Origin of the sequence: Microcella putealis (assembly GCF_004216575.1) — a bacterium.
Taxonomy (GTDB): domain Bacteria; phylum Actinomycetota; class Actinomycetes; order Actinomycetales; family Microbacteriaceae; genus Microcella; species Microcella putealis.
The window spans coordinates 55,248-76,135 of sequence record NZ_SGWW01000004.1 but is presented as its reverse complement, the minus strand read 5'-3'; the positions used below and the strand labels follow the sequence as shown (position 1 = coordinate 76,135).

General features: G+C 69.6%; 15 protein-coding genes, 1 tRNA gene and 1 other RNA gene. 14 read left to right on the top strand and 3 right to left on the bottom strand.

The window, feature by feature from the left end; translation table 11 throughout:
• From araA to EV141_RS10270, 6 genes are all read left to right on the top strand, one after another.
• Nucleotides 1-1,536, top strand: a complete 1,536-nt coding sequence (gene araA / locus EV141_RS10295) for an L-arabinose isomerase (RefSeq protein WP_130485890.1) — start codon at nucleotides 1-3, stop codon at nucleotides 1,534-1,536.
• A 116-nt stretch (nucleotides 1,537-1,652) separates the two neighbouring features.
• Nucleotides 1,653-2,777, top strand: a complete 1,125-nt coding sequence (chvE, locus tag EV141_RS10290) for a multiple monosaccharide ABC transporter substrate-binding protein (RefSeq protein ID WP_375880270.1) — start codon at nucleotides 1,653-1,655, stop codon at nucleotides 2,775-2,777.
• 156 nt (nucleotides 2,778-2,933) lie between these two features.
• Complete coding sequence (gene mmsA, locus EV141_RS10285) at nucleotides 2,934-4,460, top strand: multiple monosaccharide ABC transporter ATP-binding protein (RefSeq protein WP_130486005.1); 1,527 nt, start codon at nucleotides 2,934-2,936, stop codon at nucleotides 4,458-4,460.
• Entirely contained in the window at nucleotides 4,447-5,682 is a 1,236-nt protein-coding gene (mmsB, locus tag EV141_RS10280) for a multiple monosaccharide ABC transporter permease (protein WP_130485889.1), read from the top strand. The genes mmsA and mmsB overlap by 14 nt, the downstream gene beginning before the upstream one ends.
• A 155-nt stretch (nucleotides 5,683-5,837) precedes the next feature.
• Nucleotides 5,838-7,256: a GH1 family beta-glucosidase gene (locus EV141_RS10275; protein WP_130485888.1), complete on the top strand. Its 1,419-nt coding sequence runs from the start codon at nucleotides 5,838-5,840 to the stop codon at nucleotides 7,254-7,256.
• A 412-nt stretch (nucleotides 7,257-7,668) separates the two neighbouring features.
• The gene (locus tag EV141_RS10270) at nucleotides 7,669-8,247 is read left to right on the top strand and encodes an HhH-GPD-type base excision DNA repair protein (RefSeq protein WP_130485887.1); all 579 of its coding nucleotides are present in this window, start codon (nucleotides 7,669-7,671) and stop codon (nucleotides 8,245-8,247) included.
• Between the two features lie 86 nt (nucleotides 8,248-8,333).
• Here EV141_RS10270 and EV141_RS10265 read toward each other — a convergent pair whose 3' ends face one another.
• Nucleotides 8,334-8,939, bottom strand: coding sequence for an Ltp family lipoprotein (locus tag EV141_RS10265; RefSeq protein ID WP_241969221.1), 606 nt, complete (start codon nucleotides 8,937-8,939; stop codon nucleotides 8,334-8,336).
• A 532-nt stretch (nucleotides 8,940-9,471) separates the two neighbouring features.
• On the opposite strand from EV141_RS10265, the gene EV141_RS10260 reads away from it, so the two are divergent.
• The 4 genes from EV141_RS10260 (at nucleotide 9,472) to EV141_RS10245 (ending at nucleotide 14,231) form a co-directional block, all read left to right on the top strand.
• Nucleotides 9,472-10,701 carry a multidrug effflux MFS transporter gene (locus EV141_RS10260; protein ID WP_130485885.1) on the top strand — a complete coding sequence of 410 codons (1,230 nt, stop codon included), beginning with the start codon at nucleotides 9,472-9,474 and terminating at the stop codon, nucleotides 10,699-10,701.
• 72 nt (nucleotides 10,702-10,773) lie between these two features.
• Complete coding sequence (locus EV141_RS10255) at nucleotides 10,774-11,439, top strand: phosphatase PAP2 family protein (protein ID WP_130485884.1); 666 nt, start codon at nucleotides 10,774-10,776, stop codon at nucleotides 11,437-11,439.
• A gap of 149 nt (nucleotides 11,440-11,588) precedes the next feature.
• Nucleotides 11,589-12,872, top strand: coding sequence for a saccharopine dehydrogenase family protein (locus tag EV141_RS10250; RefSeq protein ID WP_130485883.1), 1,284 nt, complete (start codon nucleotides 11,589-11,591; stop codon nucleotides 12,870-12,872).
• 63 nt (nucleotides 12,873-12,935) lie between these two features.
• A complete protein-coding gene (locus tag EV141_RS10245; protein WP_130485882.1) occupies nucleotides 12,936-14,231 on the top strand; it encodes a D-arabinono-1,4-lactone oxidase in 1,296 nt (431 codons plus the stop codon).
• A gap of 59 nt (nucleotides 14,232-14,290) precedes the next feature.
• On the opposite strand, the gene arfA is transcribed toward EV141_RS10245, so the two are convergent.
• Complete coding sequence (gene arfA, locus EV141_RS10240) at nucleotides 14,291-15,919, bottom strand: arabinosylfuranosidase ArfA (protein ID WP_311768269.1); 1,629 nt, start codon at nucleotides 15,917-15,919, stop codon at nucleotides 14,291-14,293.
• Nucleotides 15,920-16,190: 271 nt separating this feature from the next.
• Between arfA and EV141_RS10235 the strand changes: the two genes are divergently transcribed.
• The 3 genes from EV141_RS10235 to EV141_RS10225 all read left to right on the top strand — a co-directional run bounded on the left by EV141_RS10235 (nucleotide 16,191) and on the right by EV141_RS10225 (nucleotide 20,582).
• Nucleotides 16,191-18,053: a helicase HerA-like domain-containing protein gene (locus tag EV141_RS10235; RefSeq protein ID WP_130485881.1), complete on the top strand. Its 1,863-nt coding sequence runs from the start codon at nucleotides 16,191-16,193 to the stop codon at nucleotides 18,051-18,053.
• Between the two features lie 11 nt (nucleotides 18,054-18,064).
• The gene (locus EV141_RS10230; RefSeq protein ID WP_157985544.1) at nucleotides 18,065-19,147 is read left to right on the top strand and encodes an arsenic resistance protein; all 1,083 of its coding nucleotides are present in this window, start codon (nucleotides 18,065-18,067) and stop codon (nucleotides 19,145-19,147) included.
• A gap of 121 nt (nucleotides 19,148-19,268) precedes the next feature.
• Entirely contained in the window at nucleotides 19,269-20,582 is a 1,314-nt protein-coding gene (locus EV141_RS10225) for a flavin monoamine oxidase family protein (protein WP_130485879.1), read from the top strand.
• 18 nt (nucleotides 20,583-20,600) lie between these two features.
• Here the strand turns inward: EV141_RS10225 and EV141_RS10220 are convergent.
• Nucleotides 20,601-20,688 (bottom strand) — tRNA-Ser (locus EV141_RS10220).
• Nucleotides 20,689-20,761: 73 nt separating this feature from the next.
• Here EV141_RS10220 and ffs point away from each other — a divergent pair.
• Nucleotides 20,762-20,858: signal recognition particle sRNA small type (ffs, locus tag EV141_RS10215), an RNA gene on the top strand.
• The last annotated feature ends 30 nt before the right edge of the window (nucleotides 20,859-20,888 follow it).

Here is a 20,888-nt window from a genome sequence, read left to right as displayed (position 1 = left end):
ATGTCAAGGAGTTCCGTGTCTCGCAGCATCGTTCCCGACCTGTCGACCTACGAGGTCTGGTTCCTCACCGGCAGCCAGAACCTGTACGGCGATGAGACGCTGCGCCAGGTTGCCGAGCAGTCGAAGGAGGTCGTGGCGGGCCTCGAATCGGCCGCGAGCATCCCGGTGCGCGTGGTCTGGAAGCCGACCCTCGTCGACCCGGCGAGCATCGCGCGGGTCATGCGCGAGGCGAACGCCGCCGAGCACGTCATCGGCGTCATCACCTGGATGCACACCTTCAGCCCCGCGAAGATGTGGATCGCGGGTCTCGACGCCCTTACGAAGCCGCTGCTTCACCTGCACACGCAGGCGAACGTCGAACTGCCCTTCGCGGACATCGACTTCGACTTCATGAACCTGAACCAGGCTGCCCATGGCGACCGCGAGTTCGGCTACATCGCCTCGCGCCTCAGCGTCGCCCGCACCACCGTCGTCGGCCACGTCTCGAACCCGGCCGTCACCGAGCGCATCGGCGTCTGGGCCCGCGCCGCCGCCGGCCGTCACGCCACGCAGAACCTGAAGCTCGCCCGCTTCGGCGACAACATGCGCTTCGTCGCCGTCACCGAGGGCGACAAGACCGAGGCCGAGCTGCGCTTCGGCGTACAGGTCAACACCTGGGGTGTCACCGAGCTCGCCGACGCGGTGCACGCCGTCGCCGACAGCGACGTGGATGCTCTGGTCGCCGAATACGCGGAACTCTACGACGTCGAGGCGGCCCTCTTGCCCGGCGGCGAGCGCGCCGACTCTCTGCGCTACGGCGCGGCCATCGAGCTGGGCCTGCGCTCGTTCCTCGAGGCGGGCGACTTCGGCGCCTTCACCACGAGCTTCGAAGACCTCGGAACCCTGCGCCAGCTGCCCGGCCTTGCGGTGCAGCGCCTCATGGCCGACGGCTACGGCTTCGGCGCCGAGGGCGACTGGAAGACCGCGGTGATGGTGCGCGCCGCCGCCGTCATGGGCGCGGGGCTGCCGGGAGGCGCGAGCCTCATGGAGGACTACACCTACCACCTGGTCCCCGGTGAGGAGCTCATCCTCGGTGCCCACATGCTCGAGGTGAGCCCGTCGCTGACGAGCCAGACGCCGCGCCTCGAGGTGCACCCTCTCGGCATCGGCGGGAAGGAAGACCCGGTGCGCCTTGTCTTCACGGCCGACGCCGGCCCCGCCGTCGTCTGCGCGCTGAGCGACATGCGCGACCGCTTCCGACTCGTCGCGAACGTCGTCGAGAACGTCGAGCTGCCGGCCCCGATGCCGAAGCTGCCCGTCGGCCACGCCGTGTGGAAGCCGGCACCCGACTTCGCCACCTCGGCCGCCGCCTGGCTCACCGCCGGCGCCGCCCACCACACCGTCATGTCGACCCAGATCGGCGTCGACGTGCTGCGCGACTTTGCCGCCATGAGCGGCGTCGAACTGCTCGTGATCGACGGTGAAACCACCCTGCCGGGCTTCGAGCAGCAGCTGCGCTCGAACGCGGCGTATTACCGACTGGCGCAGGGGCTGTGACGGGCCCCGCGCATCCATAGACCCCCCGAGGCGACTCGGGAGCGGCCACGACGCCCCCAGCGATGGGCGGCAGACGGCCGAAGCACCACCACCAAACCCCCTCGAAAGGACACACAGTGAAGAACCGCAAGTTCCTCCTCAGCATCGCCGCTGCGGGAGTCATGTCGCTGGCCCTCGCTGGCTGCGCCGGCGACCGTACCGGTGGCAGCACCGGCGGCGACGCTGGAGGCGATGACGCCGCCGGCGGCATCGTCGGCGTTGCGATGCCGACTCAGCAGTCGGAGCGCTGGATCGCCGACGGCGCGAACGTCGAAGAGCAGCTCGAAGCCCTCGGCTACGACGTTGACCTTCAGTTCGCCAACGACGACATCCCCACCCAGGTCGCTCAGATCGAGAACATGATCACCTCGGGCGCCGAAGCCCTGATCATCGCCTCGATCGACGGCACCACGCTCACCGACGTGCTGCAGCAGGCGGCCGACGCGGGAATCCCCGTCATCGCCTACGACCGCCTCATCAACGGCAGCGAGAACGTCGACTACTACACGACGTTCGACAACTTCCAGGTCGGCGTGCAGCAGGCTACTTCGCTGCTCATCGGCATGGGCGTGTTCGACGAGAACGGCGAGCGCACCGACGTCGCCGGCCCGCTGAACGTTGAACTGTTCGCCGGTAGCCCCGACGACAACAACGCCGGCTTCTTCTTCAACGGCGCGATGAGCGTCATCCAGCCGCTGATCGACGACGGCACGCTCGTTGTTCCCTCGGGTCAGACCGCATTCGAGCAGGTCGCGATTCTTCGCTGGCTGCCCGAAACCGCCCAGGAGCGCATGGAGAACATCCTCACCATCATCGGCGACACGCAGATCGATGGCGTTCTCTCGCCCTACGACGGCCTCTCGATCGGCATCATCTCGGCCCTCACCTCGGGTGGCTACTCGACCGACGCCCTCCCGGTCATCACGGGTCAGGACGCCGAGGTCGGCTCGGTGCAGTCGATCATCGCGGGCGAGCAGTACTCGACCATCTTCAAGGACACCCGTCTGCTCGCCGAGCAGGCTGTGGCCATGGTCGACGCGCTGCTCTCGGGCGGCGAGCCCGAGGTCAACGACACCGAGACCTACGACAACGGCGTGAAGGTTGTGCCGTCGTACCTGCTCGAGTCGACGATCGTCACGATCGACAACTACGAAGAGGTTCTGATCGGCAGCGGCTACTACACCGCTGAGGACCTGGGCTAGTAGGTTCCGTTTCATCCGGGTGCGGGTTCGGTGGCGCAACTGTCACCGGGCCCGCACCCACCCCCCGCATTACTCGGCGGCGCGTGAGCGCCGCCATCCCCCATCGCACCACTCGACGAGGAGAGAAGGAGGACGGCCGTGAGCACCATCCTCGAGATGCGATCGATCACGAAAGAGTTCCCCGGCGTCAAGGCGCTGCAGGATGTCACGCTCACCGTCGAACGCGGCCACGTGCACGCGATCTGCGGTGAGAACGGCGCCGGCAAATCGACGCTGATGAAGGTGCTGTCAGGCGTCTACCCGCACGGCTCGTACACCGGCGATATCGTCTTCGAAGACAAGGTCGTCGAGTTCAAAGACATTCGCGACAGCGAGAAGTCGGGCATCGTCATCATTCACCAGGAGCTGGCGCTCAGCCCCTACCTGTCGATCGCCGAAAACATCTTCCTCGGCAACGAGCGCGCCAAGCGCGGCTTCATCGACTGGGACGAGACGAACGCCGAGGCGCAGAAACTGCTCGCCCGCGTCGGGCTCGGCGACAGCCCCACCACGGTTGTGCGCGACATTGGTGTCGGCAAGCAGCAGCTCGTCGAGATCGCCAAGGCGCTGTCGAAGAACGTCAAGATCTTGATTCTCGACGAGCCGACCGCCGCCCTCAACGATGAGGACTCGGCGCACCTGCTCGACCTGATCCGGCACCTCAAGGGTCAGGGCATCACCTGCATCATCATCAGCCACAAGCTCAACGAGATTAAGGCGATCGCCGACGAGGTCACGATCATTCGTGACGGGCGCACGATCGAAACCCTGGATGTCGGTCGGGGCGAAATCTCGGAAGACCGCATCATCAAGGGCATGGTCGGCCGCGACCTCGAGCACCGCTACCCCGACCGCTCGGTCGACATCGGCGAAGAGATCTTCCGCGTCGAAGACTGGACGGTGCACCACCCGACCGACCACGACCGCACGATCATCCACGGCGCCTCGCTCAGCGTGCGCGCCGGCGAAGTCGTCGGAATTGCCGGCCTCATGGGCGCCGGGCGCACCGAGCTTGCGATGAGCATCTTCGGGCGCTCGTACGGCTCGCGCATCTCGGGCCAGCTCTACATGCACGGAAAAGAAATCACCGCGCGCTCGGTGCCCGAGGCGATTCGCAACGGCATCGCCTACGCGACCGAAGACCGCAAGGTGTACGGGCTGAACCTCATCGACGACATCAAGCGCAACATCTCGGCGGCCGGCCTCGGCAAGCTCGCCACGCGCGGCTGGGTCGACGGGGGCGAAGAGCACATTGTCGCCGAGGGCTACCGAAAGAGCATGAACATCAAGGCTCCGACGGTCGACGCGGTGACGGGGAAGCTTTCGGGCGGCAACCAGCAGAAGGTTGTGCTGTCGAAGTGGCTGTACTCCGACCCCGAGGTGCTGATTCTCGACGAGCCGACCCGCGGCATTGACGTGGGCGCGAAGTACGAGATCTACACGATCATCAACAAGCTCGCAGCCCAGGGCAAAGCGGTCATCGTCATCTCGAGTGAACTGCCCGAACTGCTCGGCATCAGTGACCGCATCTACGCCCTGTCAGAGGGCCACATCACGGGCGAGCTTCCCGTGAAGGACGCAACCCCCGAAGCACTCATGGTGCTCATGACGAAAGAAAAGGAGGCCGACCATGTCATCGGCTAGCGCGACTCGCACCCCGTCGACCCGCACCACGTCGACCCGATCGGAGGTGCTCGGCTTCCTCACCTCGCGACTGCGTCAGATCGGCATCTTCCTGGCGCTGATCATCATCGTGATCCTGTTCCAGGTGCTGACCGAGGGCCGCCTGCTCACGGCGGGCAACGTCTCGAACATCATCGTTCAGAACAGCTACATCCTGATCCTCGCGATCGGCATGGTGATGGTCATCATCGCCGGCCACATCGACCTCTCGGTCGGCTCGGTCGCCGCCTTCGTCGGGGCCATGACCGGTGTCATGGTTCAGGACTGGGGCTGGGCCTGGTGGGTCGCGATTCTCGCAGGCCTCGTCGTCGGCGCGCTCGTCGGTTGCTGGCAGGGTTTCTGGATCGCCTACGTCGGGATCCCCGCGTTCATCGTGACCCTCGCGGGCATGCTGATCTTCCGCGGTCTCACCCAGATCGTGCTCGGCAACACCCAGATCACGCCGTTCCCGACCGAGTACCGCCAGCTCGGCGGTGGCTACCTGTTCCCGCAACTGTTCCCGCCAGCCTCGTCGCCGGCCGAGTGGATCACGGTGGGCCTCGGCATCCTCGCGCTGCTGATGTTCATCGGCTCGCAGATTCAGGGCCGCATGAAGCGGGTGCGCCTGAAGCTGGAGACCGAGCCGGCCTGGTGGTTCCTCGTCAAGGTGCTGTTCGGCTCCGGCCTGATCCTGTACTTGACCTTCCTGCTCGGCATCGCGCCCGGATCGCGCGGAACCCCGATTGTGCTGATCGTGCTCGGCGTGCTCGTCGTGGTCTACACCCAGGTGATGAACCGCAGCATCTTCGGTCGCCACATCTACGCCGTCGGTGGCAACCGCAACGCGGCGAACCTGTCGGGCATCAAGTCGCGAACCGTCGACTTCTACCTGTTCGTCAACATGGGCGTCTTGGCGGCGCTCGCCGGCATCATCTTCACCGGTCGCCTCAACTCGGCGGGCCCCGGCGCGGGCAACCTGTTCGAGCTCGACGCGATCGCGGCATCGTTCATCGGTGGCGCGGCCGTGCAGGGTGGCGTCGGCACGGTCGTCGGCGCGATCACCGGTGGTCTGATCATGGGTGTGCTGAACAACGGCATGTCGCTGCTCGGCGTCTCGACCGACTACCAGCAGTTCATCAAGGGCCTCGTGCTGCTGCTCGCGGTGGCGTTCGACGTCTGGAACAAGCGGCGCGCGCGCGGCTAGTCACGAGCATCCGCTCACGGAATGCGCCCCTCGCGAATGCGATGGGGCGCATTTCCGTTTTTTGGCTGGTGGATGCTCGGCGCCGTCGCGCGGAACGCATCCGTTTTCCGCCGGTGTGAGAGCGGTTCCACACCGTTTCGCCGTAGGCTCGGAGCATGAGCGACGACTACCGCCAGCACGGCCTCACCTTCCCCTCCAGCTTCCTGTTCGGGTCAGCCACGGCGAGCTACCAGATCGAGGGTGCGGCGAGCGAAGACGGCCGCGGTCCGTCGATCTGGGACACCTTCAGCCGCAAGCCCGGCGCGGTGCTGCACGGTCACACCGGCGACGTCGCCTGTGACCACTACCACCGCCTCGACGACGACCTCGACCTGATGCAGTCGCTGGGCCTTGAGGCGTACCGGTTCTCGATTGCGTGGCCGCGCATCCAGGCCGACGGAACGGGGCCCGCGAACCCGAAGGGCGTCGCGTTCTACAACCGCCTCGTCGACGGGCTGCTCGCCCGGGGCATTAAGCCCATCGCGACGCTCTACCACTGGGACCTGCCGCAGGCGCTCGAAGACCAGGGCGGATGGACGGCCCGCGACACGGCGCTGCGCTTCGGCGACTACGCGCACCACATGGGCGAGGCGCTCGGCGACCGGGTCGCCGTGTGGACGACGCTCAACGAGCCGTGGTGCAGCGCGTACCTCGGATACGGGGCGGGCGTTCACGCTCCGGGTGTGACCGACCGGCTCGCCACGCTGCGCGCCGTGCACCACCTGAACCTCGCGCACGGGCTCGGCATTCAGGCCCTGCGCGCGAGCGTCACGAGGCCCGACGTGCAGTACTCGGCGACCCTCAACCCGCAGGTCGCGCGCGGTGTCGACGACACGGCCGACGAGGCCATTCGCCGCATCGACGCACTCGGCAACCGCGCCTTCACCGGCCCCATGCTGCGAGGCGAATACCCCGCCGACCTGCTCGCCGACACGGCGGCCATCACCGACTGGTCGTTCGTGCTGCCCGGCGACCTGGAGCAGATCCACCAGCCGCTCGACGTGCTCGGCGTCAACTACTACTCGACCATGCGGGTGCGGCTCTGGGACGGCGTCGGTGAGCGGCAGTCGGCCGACGGGCACGGCGCGTCGCGTGGGACTGCCTGGCCGGGGGCCGCCGAAGAGATCGAGTTTCTGCCGACCGACGGGCCGTACACCGACATGGGGTGGAACATCGACCCTGCGGCGTTCGAAGACCTGCTCGTGGGGCTTTCGTCGGAGTACGGGTTGCCGCTCATGATCACCGAGAACGGCGCGGCGTTCCCCGACGAGGCCGACGAGGATGGCAGGGTGCGCGACGCCGACCGCATCGACTACCTGCGCCAGCACTTCACGGCCGTGCACCGCGCCATGGGGCGCGGGGCCGACATCGTCGGCTACCAGGTGTGGAGCCTCATGGACAACTACGAGTGGGCCTACGGCTACACGAAGCGCTTTGGCATCGTGCGCGTCAACTACGAGACGCTCGAGCGCACGCCGAAAGACTCGGCCCACTGGTACGCGCAGCTGATCCGCGAGCGCGCGATCCCCGCGTAGGGGGTGGGGCCGGGGCTGCGCTGGCTGCGCGCCGCGCTGCGCTGCGCGCCAAGCCTGCCCGCTGCCTCAGCCCGGCCTGCGCCGCTCGCCGCTGGCTGACCCGACCCCTGGCACCGCTCCCACCAACCCCGCGCGTTTGGTGCAACCCTGCGCGTTCGAACGTGCGGTGTTGCACCGTTCTGCGGGGTTTGCGGCAGCACGGCCGGCCACGGTTGCCCGCCGGACTGGCGGCAGCGCTAGCCGCAACCAGTGCCGCAGCCTGACCCGACGCTCTCCGCCGCACCCAACACCGCGCGTTTGGTGCAAAACCGCACGTTCGAACGCGCGGTTTTGCACCAAAGGGCCGGTGTTGCGGCTGAGCGGGTCGGGATGCGCGCATCCCGTTTGCAGGGATGCTCGCCAGAATAGGCGCATGGCTCTGAACATCACGGGGGATGCCCGCGCCGACCAACTGCTGACCAACGACCCGTTCGCGCTGCTCGTCGGCATGCTGCTCGACCAGCAGGTCACGATGGAGACCGCGTTCGCAGGGCCGGCGAAGATCGCCGACCGCATGGGGTCGCTCACGCCCGCCGCGGTCGCGAGCGCCGACCCGGACGAGTTCGTCGAGGTGTTTCGGCAGACTCCGGCGGTGCACCGGTTCCCGGGCTCGATGGCCGGGCGGGTGCAGGCGCTCGCCGAGATCGTGCGCGACGAGTGGGGCGGCGACGCGGCCGCGATCTGGACCGCGCCCACCGACGACGGCAGCGCCCCGACCGGGGCCGACGTGCTGCGCCGGCTGAAGGGGCTGCCCGGCTTCGGCGAGCAGAAGGCCAGGATCTTCCTCGCGCTGCTCGGCAAGCAGTATGGGCTTGAGGCCGACGGCTGGCGCGAGGCTGCCGGCGACTACGGGGTCGAGGGCTCGTACAAGTCGGTCGCTGACATCGTCGACGCCGACTCGCTCGCTCGCGTGCGCGAGGCGAAGAAGGCAGCCAAAGCGAAGAGCAAGTAGTAGGCACGCGAACGGGGAGGGTTCCGAACCGGACCCTCCCCGTGGTGCCCCTGCGTGGGGTCCGCCGGCGCCTGTCTACCCTCAGATCAGAGGCCGACCTGTGTGACTCCGAATGCGGCTTCGTCGGGTGTGAACCCCTCAAAGATGAGCTGATCAATCAGGCCCTGACGTGAGAAGCTCGAGAAGTCGAGGTAGCTCTGCGCTTTGAGGGCTGCTTGCGCGTTCCAGTCAGCGCCGACGCGGTCGACAGCCCAAACGGCATCTGCCTCGGGGTACTCCTCGAACACCAGCTGATCGATGAGGCCTTGGCGGGAGAAGGGGATGAAGTCGAGGTAACCCTCGGCCGAACGCAGGGCGTTCTGCTGAGAAACGGTACCGGCGTTTGCGGCCTCCTCGGCGGCTCGCGCCTCTTCCTCGGCTTGCGCGGCGGCCTCAGCCTCTGCGGCTGCGGCCTCTGCGGCTGCGGCCGCTTCCGCCGCGGCAGCCTCAGCTTCGGGGTCGGAGGTCGGCTCCGGAGATTCGGCAACAATGCTCGACTCGTCGGAAGTAGCGGTCGGGGCGTCATCGCCGCCACCGCTCACTGCCGATGCGACCACGGCAAATGCGAGCACCCCACCCGGAATGAGGAAGCGCTTCTTCTTGAACCAGGGACGGGCTGCGGTGGCGGTCTCGGTCGCTGCTGCGCTCGTCACAGCCGGGGGTGCCGGCGGCGTCGGGGGCGGCGGGGGCGGGGTCGAACTGTATTGCGGTGTATTCGGGGTGTCGCTCATGTAATCCTCGCAAAAAGTGAATGCAACTCTGTGGGTGCTCCTCATGCAAGTCGGCACCACTGACAAAAGCAAGGATCCGCCGTGTGCGTAGTTGGGCTCTTCCGCGCGCGAGGTGTCTGCTTGCCAGCCTTTTGCTGTCTCCGTGCGCCGTAGGGGCCCCCGAACTGGGGTGGCGAAGCCACCCGGCTAGGCTGGTGCTCGAATCGATTCGACACGAGGCCCCCGCAGGCGTAGGCTGACACGGCTCGAGTGCGGAGGCCGGGGGTTTGTGAACGGCGATCCGTCCCGCCCGCGCGAGCCGCGCATCCGCCCGCCTACCGACGCAGACGCGACCGCCGTCGCGTCGACGTCGCCCGCGAGCCGCCGTGCGCGACCAGCACCGCCGCCCCAGACCGACCCCTCGCACTGACGCGCCGACGCCACCCGCGCCGGCGCGCCCAGAAAGGCAGCCCGCGTGACGACCGTCGTGCATCCCGGAGACTCGCTGACCCGCCGTCAGCGCCTCGTCTACGTCATAGTGCTGGGCGCACTCACGGCGCTCGGACCGTTCACGGTCGACCTGTACCTGCCGGCGTTCCCCGCGATCGAGGCCGAGCTCGACGTCAGCACGGCGACGATCCAGCTCACGCTCACCGCCACGATGATCGGCTTCGCCCTCGGCCAGCTGCTCGTCGGGCCCTGGAGTGACAAGGTCGGCCGCCGCCTGCCGCTGCTCGTCGCCACGAGCGTGCACGTCATCGCGAGCATCGGCGTGGTGCTCGCCCCGGACATCACCTGGCTCATGGTCGCCCGCGTGCTGCAGGGCGCGGGCGCGGCGGCCGGTGCCGTCGTCGCGATGGCGACCGTGCGCGACCTGTTCGGTGGCTACCCGCTCGTGCGCATGCTGTCGCGCCTCGCCCTCGTGAACGGCCTCGCGCCGATCGCCGCTCCCATCATCGGCTCGCAGCTGCTGCTGGTGACAGAGTGGCGGGGGCTCTTCGTCTTCCTCGCCATCTACGGCGTCGTCATCGTGCTGGCGTCGTGGCTGTTCATCGTTGAGACGCTGCCTCCCGCGCGCCGCGTCGACCCGGGCCACTCGACGATCGGGCAGCGCTACCGGTCGCTGTTCGGCGACCGCATCTTCGTCGGCGTCGCGCTGGTGGGCGGCTTCACCTTCTCGGGCCTGTTCGTCTACCTGTCGGCGTCGTCGTTCCTGTTTCAAGGCGTCTACGGCCTGGATGCACAGGGCTACGGCCTGCTGTTCGCCATCAACTCGGTCGGCGTGGTCGCGGGCGTGCAGATCGCCTCGAGGCTGGCGAAGTTTGTCGGCCCGCAGTGGATCCTTGGCGTTTCGACCGCCGTCCTCGTCCTCAGCGCGACCGCGATCGTCGTGCTCGACTCGGCCGGCGCTGGCCTCCTCGGCACGATCGTGCCGCTCTGGTTCTTCATCACGGCGTGCGGCTTCGGCTTCCCGTGCGTGCAGGTGCTCGCCCTCGCCAACCACGGCAAGGAAGCTGGCACCGCCGCGTCCCTGCTCGGCGCCCTCAACTTCGGCCTCGCGGGCACGCTCTCGCCGCTCGTCGGCGTCTTCGGTATCTCGACCTCGGTGCCGATGGGGGCGATGATGGCGGCCTGCGGGGCGCTCGCGGTGATCGCACTGTGGGCGGTCGTTCGGCCGTGGACGGTGCCCGCGCTGTCACGCTGATCGCCGGTCGCGCCCTGAACGGTCGCTGACCGTCTGCTCCATGAAAACGGATGCTGCGCTACCGTCGCCCGCATGAGTTCCGTTCGCGAGGCCCGAAAGATCCGTCGACGCTGGCCGGTGATCAGCGCGAGCGTCGGCATCACCGCCGCGGTCGTGCTCGGGGCGCTCATCACGTTCCGGGGTTCTCCGCTCGCGGCCGATGAGGAGTTCATGAATGAACTGCTTGAGGAGCGCGCCCCCTGGTTCGACCTGCCCGCGCTCTTCCTCGACTGGGTGGGTGGCCACCTCGTCGGAATCGTGATCGTGCCGATCGCGATGGTGATCTGGCTGCTGGCGATTCGGCGGCCGTGGGCTGCGGGCTTCTCGATCGTGGCGGCGGCCGTCAGCGCGGGGGTGGTGCAGCTGCTGAAGGCGCTGTTCGATCGCGCCCGTCCCGACTTCATGCTGGTGGCGAGCGATGAGGGCTCGTTCCCCTCGGGCCACGTGGCGAATGCGGCGACGATCGCGGCGGTGTTGGTGCTCGTCTTCGGGCTCACCCGCGAGCGCTGGTGGGTGTGGGTCGCGGGTGCGGCGTACGTCGTTGCCATGGCGCTCGCGCGCACCTACCTCGGCGTGCACTGGGTGACCGACACGATCGGTGGGGCCATCCTCGGCGCCGCGGTTGCGGTCGTGCTGTGGGCGCCGATCGCCGACAGGCTGGCGGCTGAGCCGCGGGCGCGGAGGCCGCGCGGCGGCTGACGCGACGGCTGACGGGACGACGCTGACGCGACGACGCTGACGGGACGACGCTGACGCGACCGGCGCGTCGGCGCGCCCCGCGCATCCGTCGATGACGAGGATGCGCATCCCCCTTGCGCCTTATTGTCCACCTGGATAATATGGGCGGCATGAAGATTCTCCTCGTCGGCGCCGGAGGCGTCGGAGACGCCATCGCCAAGATTGCCGCCCGCCGCTCGTTCTTCGAGCAGATGATCGTGAGCGACTACGACGTGACCCGCGCCGAGCGCACGATTGCCTGGATCGAGGCGAAGCACGGCCCGCAGGGCGAGCGCTTCGTTGCCGCGCAGATTGACGCTTCGGATGCCGCCGTCGTCGAGAGGGTCGCCCGCGAGCACGGCGCCACGATCGTCATGAACGCGGTCGAGCCGAAGTTCGTCATGCCGATCTTCACCGGCGCGAAGGCGGCGGGCGCCGACTACGTGGACATGGCGATGAGCCTGTCGGTTCCGCACCCCGATGAGCCGTACGCGAAGACCGGCGTGAAACTCGGCGACGAGCAGTTCGAGGCCGCCAGCGAGTGGGAAAAGGACGGCCGCCTCGCCCTCGTCGGCATGGGCGTCGAGCCGGGCCTCAGCAACGTGTTCGCGCGCTACGCCGTCGACCACCTGTTCAGCGAGGTCGACGAGCTCGGCACCCGCGACGGCGCGAACCTCGTCGTGCGCGACGACAACGGCAACGAGATCTTCGCCCCGTCGTTCTCGATCTGGACGACCATCGAAGAGTGCCTCAACCCGCCCGTCATCTTCGAAAAAGAGAAGGGCTGGTACACGACTCCGCCGTTCAGCGAGCCCGAGGTGTTCGACTTCCCCGAGGGCATCGGCCCCGTCGAGTGCGTCAACGTCGAGCACGAAGAGGTGCTGATGATGCCGCGCTGGCTCGACGCGAAGCGCGTCACCTTCAAGTACGGGCTGGGCGATGAGTTCATCGGCATTCTGAAGACCCTCAACCAGCTGGGGCTCGACAAGACGCAGCCCATTCGCGTGCGCAGCGCGAACGGGCCCGTCGAGGTGAGCCCGCGCGACGTGGTCGCCGCAGGCCTGCCCGACCCGGCGACCCTCGGCCCCCGCATGACCGGCAAGACCTGCGCCGGCCTCTGGGTGACCGGCACCGGGAAGGACGGCCAGCCGCGCGAGGTGTACCTCTACCACGTGAGCGACAACGAGTGGACGATGGCCGAGTATGAGGCCCAGTGCGTCGTCTGGCAGACCGCCCTCAACCCCGTCGTCGCGCTCGAGCTGCTCGCCACGGGTGTCTGGAGCGGCGCCGGCGTGCTCGGCCCCGAGGCGTTCGACGCGAAGCCCTTCCTCGACCTCATGGCGAAGCCCGAGAGCGAGGGCGGCTACGGCCAGGCGTGGGGGCTCGAGGAGCGCACGCCGGCGGTGACGGCGTAGGGCGCGACCAGCACCACTGCGGGGCGGGGCCGGTTCGTCGGCCTCGCCCCTAACCTTGTTGTCGTGAGCAACGAATCGCCCGCGGGCGCCACCACCTCGTCACCCGCCGGCCACAACTGGGCCGGCAACGTGCGCTTCACCGCGCCCCGCATCGCCCACCCGACGAGCGTCGACGAACTCGCGGAGCTGGTGCGTGCCGCCGCTCACGTGCGCGCCGTCGGCTCTCGCCACACCTTCACCGCGCTCGCCGACAGCGCCGAGCTCATAGTGTCGACCGAGGCGCTGCCCGCGGAGGTGACGGTCGACGCCGACGCGCGAACGGCATCCGTTTCGGGCGGAATGCGGTACGCCGAGGTCGCCCGCGAGCTGCACGCGCGCGGCTGGGCGTTGCGGGCGATGGCGTCGCTTCCGCACATCACGGTCGCCGGCGCGATCGCGACCGGCACCCACGGTTCGGGGGATGCCGTTGGCTCGCTCGCGAGCGCGGTGACCGCCCTCGACGTGGTGCGCTCCGACGGCTCGCTCGTCACGGTGCGCCGCGGCGACGCTGACTTCGCCGGCGCCGTGGTGGCACTCGGTGCGCTCGGCGTCGTCACCCGGGTCGAGCTCGCCGTCGAACCGACGTACGGAATGACGCAGGTGGTCGACCGCGGCCTGCCGTGGGAGTCGGCGCTCGCCGATCTCGACGCGGTCTTCGGCTCGGCCGACAGCGTGAGCATGTTCACCACCTGGGCCGACCCCGAGCGGGTCGACCAGGTGTGGCGAAAGACGCGCGGTGCCGAGGTGCCCGAGCCGCTGCCGGGGTCGGTGCGGGCGGGTGAGCCGGGGCATCCGTTGCCCGGAGGGCCCGCCGAGAACTGCACCGATCAGACGGGTGAGCCCGGGCCGTGGTTCGAACGCCTGCCGCACTTCCGTGCCGAGTTCACGCCGTCGAACGGCGACGAGCTGCAGTCGGAGTACTTCGTGCCCCGCGACCGCGCCGCCGAGGCGATCGCCGCTGTGCGGGCGCTCGCAGCGAGCCCCGGCGTGGGCGACGAGCTGCGGCGCTTGCTGTTCGTGAGCGAGCTGCGCAGCATTCGCGCCGACGAGCTGTGGCTGTCGGGCGCGTACGGGCGAGACGTCGTCGGCATTCACTTCACGTGGCGCCGCGACGAGCCGGCCGTGCGTGCGCTGCTTCCGCAGCTCGAGGCGGCGCTCGCACCGTTCGGCGCGCGACCGCACTGGGGCAAGGTGTTCACGCTCGCCGCCGACGAGCTCGCCGCGCTCTACCCACGGTGGGGCGACTTCGCCGAGCTGCGCGCCCGCTGGGATGCCCGCGGCGCCTTCCGCAACGGGCAGCTCGAGAGCTGGGGCTTCTAGCCGCGATTCCTCTCGCAGCTCGCCCGCGTTGCCGGGCCGTGTCGCGCGTCGCCGCCCGCTCAGGATGCTCGCGCGGCCACCCGAATCAGGCTCCAGCTTTCGGGCGGCAGGCTGGCCTCGACGGCCCCACCCTGCACCGTGACGCCGTCGAGGGCGGTGGGCACGCCGTCGGCCGCCTCCGCGGCCGTCGTGCGCGCGCCGCGGTCGTCGGCGATCACGCTGACCGCCTCGATGACGGAACCCAGCTCGAAGCCGAGCGCATCCACGGTGACGGGTGCGGCGGCCGCGCCCCGGTTAGTCACGGCGATGACGAGCTCGCCCGCCTCCGCGTTGTAGACGACCGTCGGCTGGATCGCCGTGACCGCACCGTGCGCGTCGGTGACGAGCGTCGGCGAGTCGACCCGGGCATCCAGGGTCACGCCGCGGGCGTGGCGCGCGAGCAGCGCGATCGGGTGGAACGTGGTCTGCTTCCAGACCCCGCCGCCCGGCAGCGTGACGATGGGCGCGATGACGTTGACGAGCTGCGCGAGGCAGGCGATCGCGACCCGGTCGGCGTGCCGAATCAGCGTCGAGAGCAGGTCGGCGACGACGACCGCGTCGAGCATCGAGTAGCGCTCGGCGAGCAGGTCTGGCCGCTCCCGCAGCGGCAGGGTCGCGTCGGGTTCGACGGCGTCGAGGTACCAGACGTTCCACTCGTCGACCGAGAGCGTGATGCGCTTCGAGCTGTGCCGGCGGGCAGCGACGGCGTCAGCGATCGTGATCACCTCGGTGAGGAACGCCTCAAACGCGGCGCCGCTCGCGAGGAAGCTCGCCCGGTCGCCGTTGCGCTCTTGGTAGTAGGCGTGCACCGAGAGGTGGTCGACGTGGTCGAAGGTGTGCTCGAGCACGACCCGCTCCCACTCGCCGAAGGTGGGCATGTCGCGCGCCGAGCTGCCGCAGACGACGAGCTCGATGGTGGGGTCGACGCGGCGCATCGCCTGGGCGGCGTGTAGGGCGCGGCGGCCGTAGTCGTCGGCGGTGGTGTGGCCGATCTGCCAGGGGCCGTCCATCTCGTTGCCGAGGCACCAGAGTGTCACGCCGTGCGGCTCGTCGGCGCCGTTCGCGCGGCGCCGCTCGCTGAGCGCGGTGCCGCCCTCGACGTTGCAGTATTCGACGAGTTCGGCGGCGGCGTCGGCTCCGCGCGTGCCGAGGTTGACGGCGAGCATCGGCTCGGTGCCGGTCAGCCGTGCCCAGCGGATGAAGTCGTCGGTGCCCACCTGGTTCGTCTCGATGGCGCGCCAGGCGAGGTCGATGCGGCGCGGGCGCTCGTCGCGCGGGCCGACCCCGTCCTCCCAGCGGTAGTTGCTGACGAAGTTGCCCCCCGGGTAGCGCACGACCGTCGTGCCGAGCTCGCGGGTGAGGGCGGCGACGTCGCCGCGCCAGCCCTCGGCGTCTGCCGTCGGATGCCCCGGCTCGTAGATGCCAGTGTCGACCGCGCGGCCGAGGTGCTCGACGAACGATCCGAAGATGCGCCGGTCGATGTCGCCGACCGTGAATGACGGATGCACGGTGACGCGGGTAGGACGGCTCGCGCCCGGCGCGGTGCCGGCTGCGTGCATGCCCATCGCGGTGCCGGTCGCCGCAAAGGTCGCCGCGCCGGTCGCGGTGCCGGCGCCGTCGGTGGCGGTTGCTGCCTCGTGATCGCTCACCGAGCATCCCTTCGTCGCGATTTGCTGTGACTCCCAACATATACGGCTGGGGTGCCTTGCGCGTGCTCTGGGGCTCCATCCCGTGCGCGCTCGAGCCCCTGTGTCCCGCGAACGGTCAGTAGTGGGGGCCTCTTCTCCGCGAAGCCCCCACTACTGACCATTCACGTTCATTCCGTACCGCAGCGCTCGTCCTCCGCGGGTGACGACGGCGCGGTCACGTGCGTGCGGTGGGGACTCGTCTCGCGGACGCGGCGCGCTTAGGCTCGCAGGCATGAGCGATGAGGCGAGTTCGGCGGCCGCCGCCGACGCGGTCGAGGCGGCGAAGAAGGCACTGGCCGAGGCTGAGGCGGCGCTCGCCGCCGCGCAGGCGCAAGCGGTCGCGGCGACGACCTCGGCCGCGGACGCACGCGTCGACAGCGCGACGGCCACATCCGACGCGGCCGCACCCACCGCATCCGGCCCCCTCGGCGACGAGCAGCTGGCCGCGATTCGCGACGGCTACGCGATCGAGGGCGCCGCCCTCGACATCGGAGCCGTCGTGAACGGGGATGCGCGGGCTGACGTTCCGGTGCGCATCCCGCTCGCGATGATGAACCGCCACGGCCTCGTTGCCGGCGCGACGGGAACCGGCAAGACGAAGACGCTCCAGGTGCTGGTCGAGCAGCTGAGCGCGGCGGGGGTTCCGGTGTTCGCGGCCGACATTAAGGGCGACCTGAGCGGCCTCGCCGTCGCGGGCGAGGGCAGCGAGAAGCTGCTCGCCCGTACCCGCGGCATCGGGCAAGACTGGGTGCCGACCGCGCACCCGGCCGAGTTCTTCAGCCTCGGCGGCATGGGCGCCGGCGTGCCGATTCGCGCGACCGTGTCGAGCTTCGGGCCGCTCATGCTCGCGAAGGTGCTGGGGCTCAACAAGACGCAAGAGTCGAGCCTCGCCCTCGTCTTTCACTACGCCGACGTGAACGGGCTCGCGCTCGTCGACCTCGACGACCTGCGCGCGGTGATCCAGTTCTTGACGAGCGACGACGGCAAGGCCGAGCTGAAGGCGCTCGGCGGGCTGAGCAGCGCGACGGCCGGCGTTTTGCTGCGCGAGCTGATCGCGTTCTCGGCCGACGGCGCCGACGTCTTCTTCGGCGAGCCCGAGTTCGACACCGCCGAGCTGCTGCGCACGACCGCCGACGGTCGGGGGCTCGTCAGCCTGCTGCAGGTGCCGGGGGTCGCCGACAAGCCGGCGCTGTTCTCGACGTTCCTCATGTGGCTGCTCGCCGACCTGTTCAACGACCTGCCCGAGGTGGGTGACCTCGACAAGCCGAAGCTCGTGTTCTTCTTCGACGAGGCGCACCTGCTGTTTCGCGACGCGTCGAAAGATTTCTTGGCCGCGATCACGCAGACGGTGCGGCTCATTCGCTCGAAGGGGGTCGGCGTGTTCTTCGTGACGCAGACCCCGAAGGATGTGCCGAGCGACGTGCTCGCGCAGCTGGGCTCGCGTATTCAGCACCAGCTGCGCGCGCACACGCCCGACGACGCGAAGGCGCTCAAGGCGACCGTGTCGACGTACCCGAAGAGCGGATACGAGCTGGGCGAGGTGCTCACAACGCTCGGCATCGGCGAGGCGATCGTCACCGTGATGAACGAGAAGGGCGCCCCGTCGCCCGTCGCCTGGACGCGGCTGCGCGCCCCGCAGGGCTCGATGGATCCGGCACCCGCCGCCACGATCGACGCGGCCGTCGCGGCGTCGCCGCTCATGGCCCGCTACGGCGAGGTGGTCGACCGCGAGTCGGCGTACGAGCTACTGACCGAGCGGATGAACGCGGCCGCCGCCGCGGAACAGGCGCGCGAGCAGGCGGCCGAGCAGGCGAAGGCTGATGCCGCGACCGCGCGTGACCGTGCCACGGCCGAGCGTGACGCGGCGAAGCGGGAGGCGGCGGCGAAGCGCGAGTACGAGGAGGCCTTGCGCGACCTGCGGGGCGGCACCGCCGGGGGCACGTCGACGCGGCGCCGCACGACGACGCGGCGCTCGCCAAACGCGGGTGGCGGCGGGGCTGCCGGGGGCCTCGGCGACCTGCTGGGCTCGCGCGCGGGCCAGACGATCGTGCGCGAGGTGGTGCGCGGCATCTTCGGCACCCTCGGCCGCCGGTAGGTGCCGAGGTGGTGAACTCAGCGATTTCGGACGCGGCGCCGGTCGGTCGGCTCGAGCGCCTCCAGGTGCTCGTCTATGTCGGCGCGCTGGCGGCGGGCCTCGCGCTCGGGGCGCTCGTGCCCGCGGCGGGAGACGCCCTGGCCGTGTTGGTGCTGCCGGCGCTCGCCGCCCTGTTGTTCGTGACGTTTTTGCTGGTGCCGTTGGCGCGCATCCCTGACGCGGTTCGGGATGCACGGTTTCTGCTGACGGCGCTCGTCGCGAACTTCGTCGTGGTTCCGCTGCTGGTGGCGGGTCTGGTGCTGCTCGTGCCCGAGCGGGTGGCCGGCGTCGACGGGTCGCTCATCGTGCTCGGGGTCGTGCTGGTGCTCGTCGTGCCGTGCACCGACTGGTTTCTGACGTTCACGCAGCTCGCCGGCGGCGACACGGTGCGGGCGGTCGCGTTCACGCCCGTGTCGCTCGTGCTGCAGCTCGCGCTGTTGCCCCTCTACGTCTGGATCATCGCCCGCCCCGACACCTCCCTCACCCTCGATGCGGGCGCACTCGCCACGACGATCGCGGTCCTGCTCGGCCCGCTCGCCCTCGCCGCGCTGCTGCAGGGGCTGCGCCACCGCGCGCACCGCACCGCGGACCTCCACGCGCGCGAACGCGCCGACGACCGCACGCCCGACCGCGCGACCGATTCCCCGGATGCACGCCCGACACCCCCCGCCCCTCTCGACCGCGCATTCACCGTCGCCGAGCGCCTGCCAGTGCCGCTCCTGGCGGTGGTGCTCTTCGCCGTAGCCGCCTCAGAACTCGCGGCGGTCGTCGACGCGGCCCCGCTGCTTCCCCTGCTCGTGGCGATCTTCGCCTTCTACTTCGTCACCGCAGTCGCGCTCGGCATAGTGACAGCCCGCCTCGCGCGACTTCCCGCCGCCCCCGCCCGCACCCTCGTGATGAGCCTCGCCACCCGCAACTCGTTCGTCGTGCTGCCCATCGCACTCGCGCTCCCCGAGGGGGCAGAGCTCGTCGCGATCGTCGTCGTCACGCAGACGCTCGTCGAGCTCACGGGCGCGGCGATCCTCGTGCGTGTGCTGCCGCGCCTCGTGCGCTGAGAAAACTGCCGTCGCCCTCGACTCCCTACTCCGGTGGAGGAGTTCCTACACCCGAGCAGCATCCAAGCGACCGCACGGTGATCCTTCGTACGCTGGGCACACGGAAGACAAAGGAGTCGACATGAACCGCAGCGACGTCATCGTGCTGGGCGCCGGCCTCGCCGGTCTCTCCGCCGCGCGCGACCTCGCCGCGCACGGCGTTGACGTGCGCGTGCTCGAGGCCCGTCACCGCGCGGGTGGCCGCGTCGACCAGACCACGCTCCCCGACGGCCGGCTCATGCAGCTCGGCGGCGAGGTCATCGGACCCTCCCACACCGCCTACACGCAGCTCGTCGCCGAGCTCGGGCTGACGCTCGTGCCCGCCTTCGCCGCCCTCCCCGGCCACGACGTCTGGATGCTCGCCGACGGCCGCCGCGTCGGCGAGCTGCCGTTCTTCGACGACGCCGACCGCGCATCCTACGAACGAGCAGAGGCCGAGTTTCGGCGGCTTGTCGCGACCGTCGACCCCGACGACCCCTGGTCGCACCCCGACGCCGACCGCCTCGACCGCCTCAGCGTCGGCCAGTGGCTGCGCGAGGTGGGCGCGACGCCGAATGTGGTGCGCGCCCGCGACATCGCGATGCTTGCCCTCGCCGCCGAGTCGGTCGAGCGCACCTCCCTGCTGAGCGACCTGCGCAAGGAGGCCGTCACGGGCGAGCCCGGCTTCTACAACTACGACGTGTGGGAGGTCAGCCGCGTCGCCGAGGGCTCCGCCACGGTTGCCCTGCGCATGGCCGCCGAGCTCGGGCACCGCGTGACCTACGGTGCCGAGGTCGTGCACGTCACGCTCAGCAGCAGCGGGTGCACGGTCGAGCTCGCCACCGGCGAGCGGTACACCGCCGATACCGTGCTGTCGACGATCCCCGCGGGGCCGCTGCGGCGCATCCGCATTGACGGCCTCAGCGACGCGCGCCGCGCATCCCTCCATCGCCAGCGCCACGCGCTGACCTCGAAGGTGACCGTCGCCTACGCCGAGTCGTTCTGGGCGGCCGACGGGCTGAACGGCACGATGTATTCCGAGACCGGCATGATGGGCGGCACCTGGGTGCAGCGCGACGGCATCCTCTCGGCGCTCGTGCCGCCCGAGCGGCAGAGCGCCTTCCTCGCGACCGCCCCCGGGCGGGTTCACGACGAGCTGATCGACGAGCTCGCGGCCGCCTTCGGTCCGGATGCGCGTGATGCGCAATCCCTCATCGTGCGTCGCTACGCGGTCGATCCGTACACGCTCGGCTACATCACGAGCTGGCGCCCCGGTGACGTGATGGGTGTCGGCCCGCTGCACGGCACGCACGAGCCGCCGTTTTACGTCGCCGGCAGCGACCAGTGGGTCTGCGGCTACATGGAGGGCGCGGTGCGCACCGGCCGCGCGGCCGCCGCCGCGATGCTCACGCAGTAGCACTTGCCAAACACAATCTGGCGGAGGATAGGGGATTCGAACCCCTGAGGGCTTGCACCCAACACGCTTTCCAAGCGTGCGCCATAGGCCACTAGGCGAATCCTCCAGGCGTCAGCCCGCGCATCCTGGTCGAAACCGGTGCGCGAACGCGACCTGGCGATCCTACCGGTAAAGTAGAGCTCGGCTCCTCGCGTGGCGCCATCCAGGCCAACTCCCCCAGGGCGGAAACGCAGCAAGGGTAACCGGGCTCTGGCGGGTGCGCGAGGGGTCCTTTTTCTTTTCTGGCGCGGATGCGCGCGCACCGTC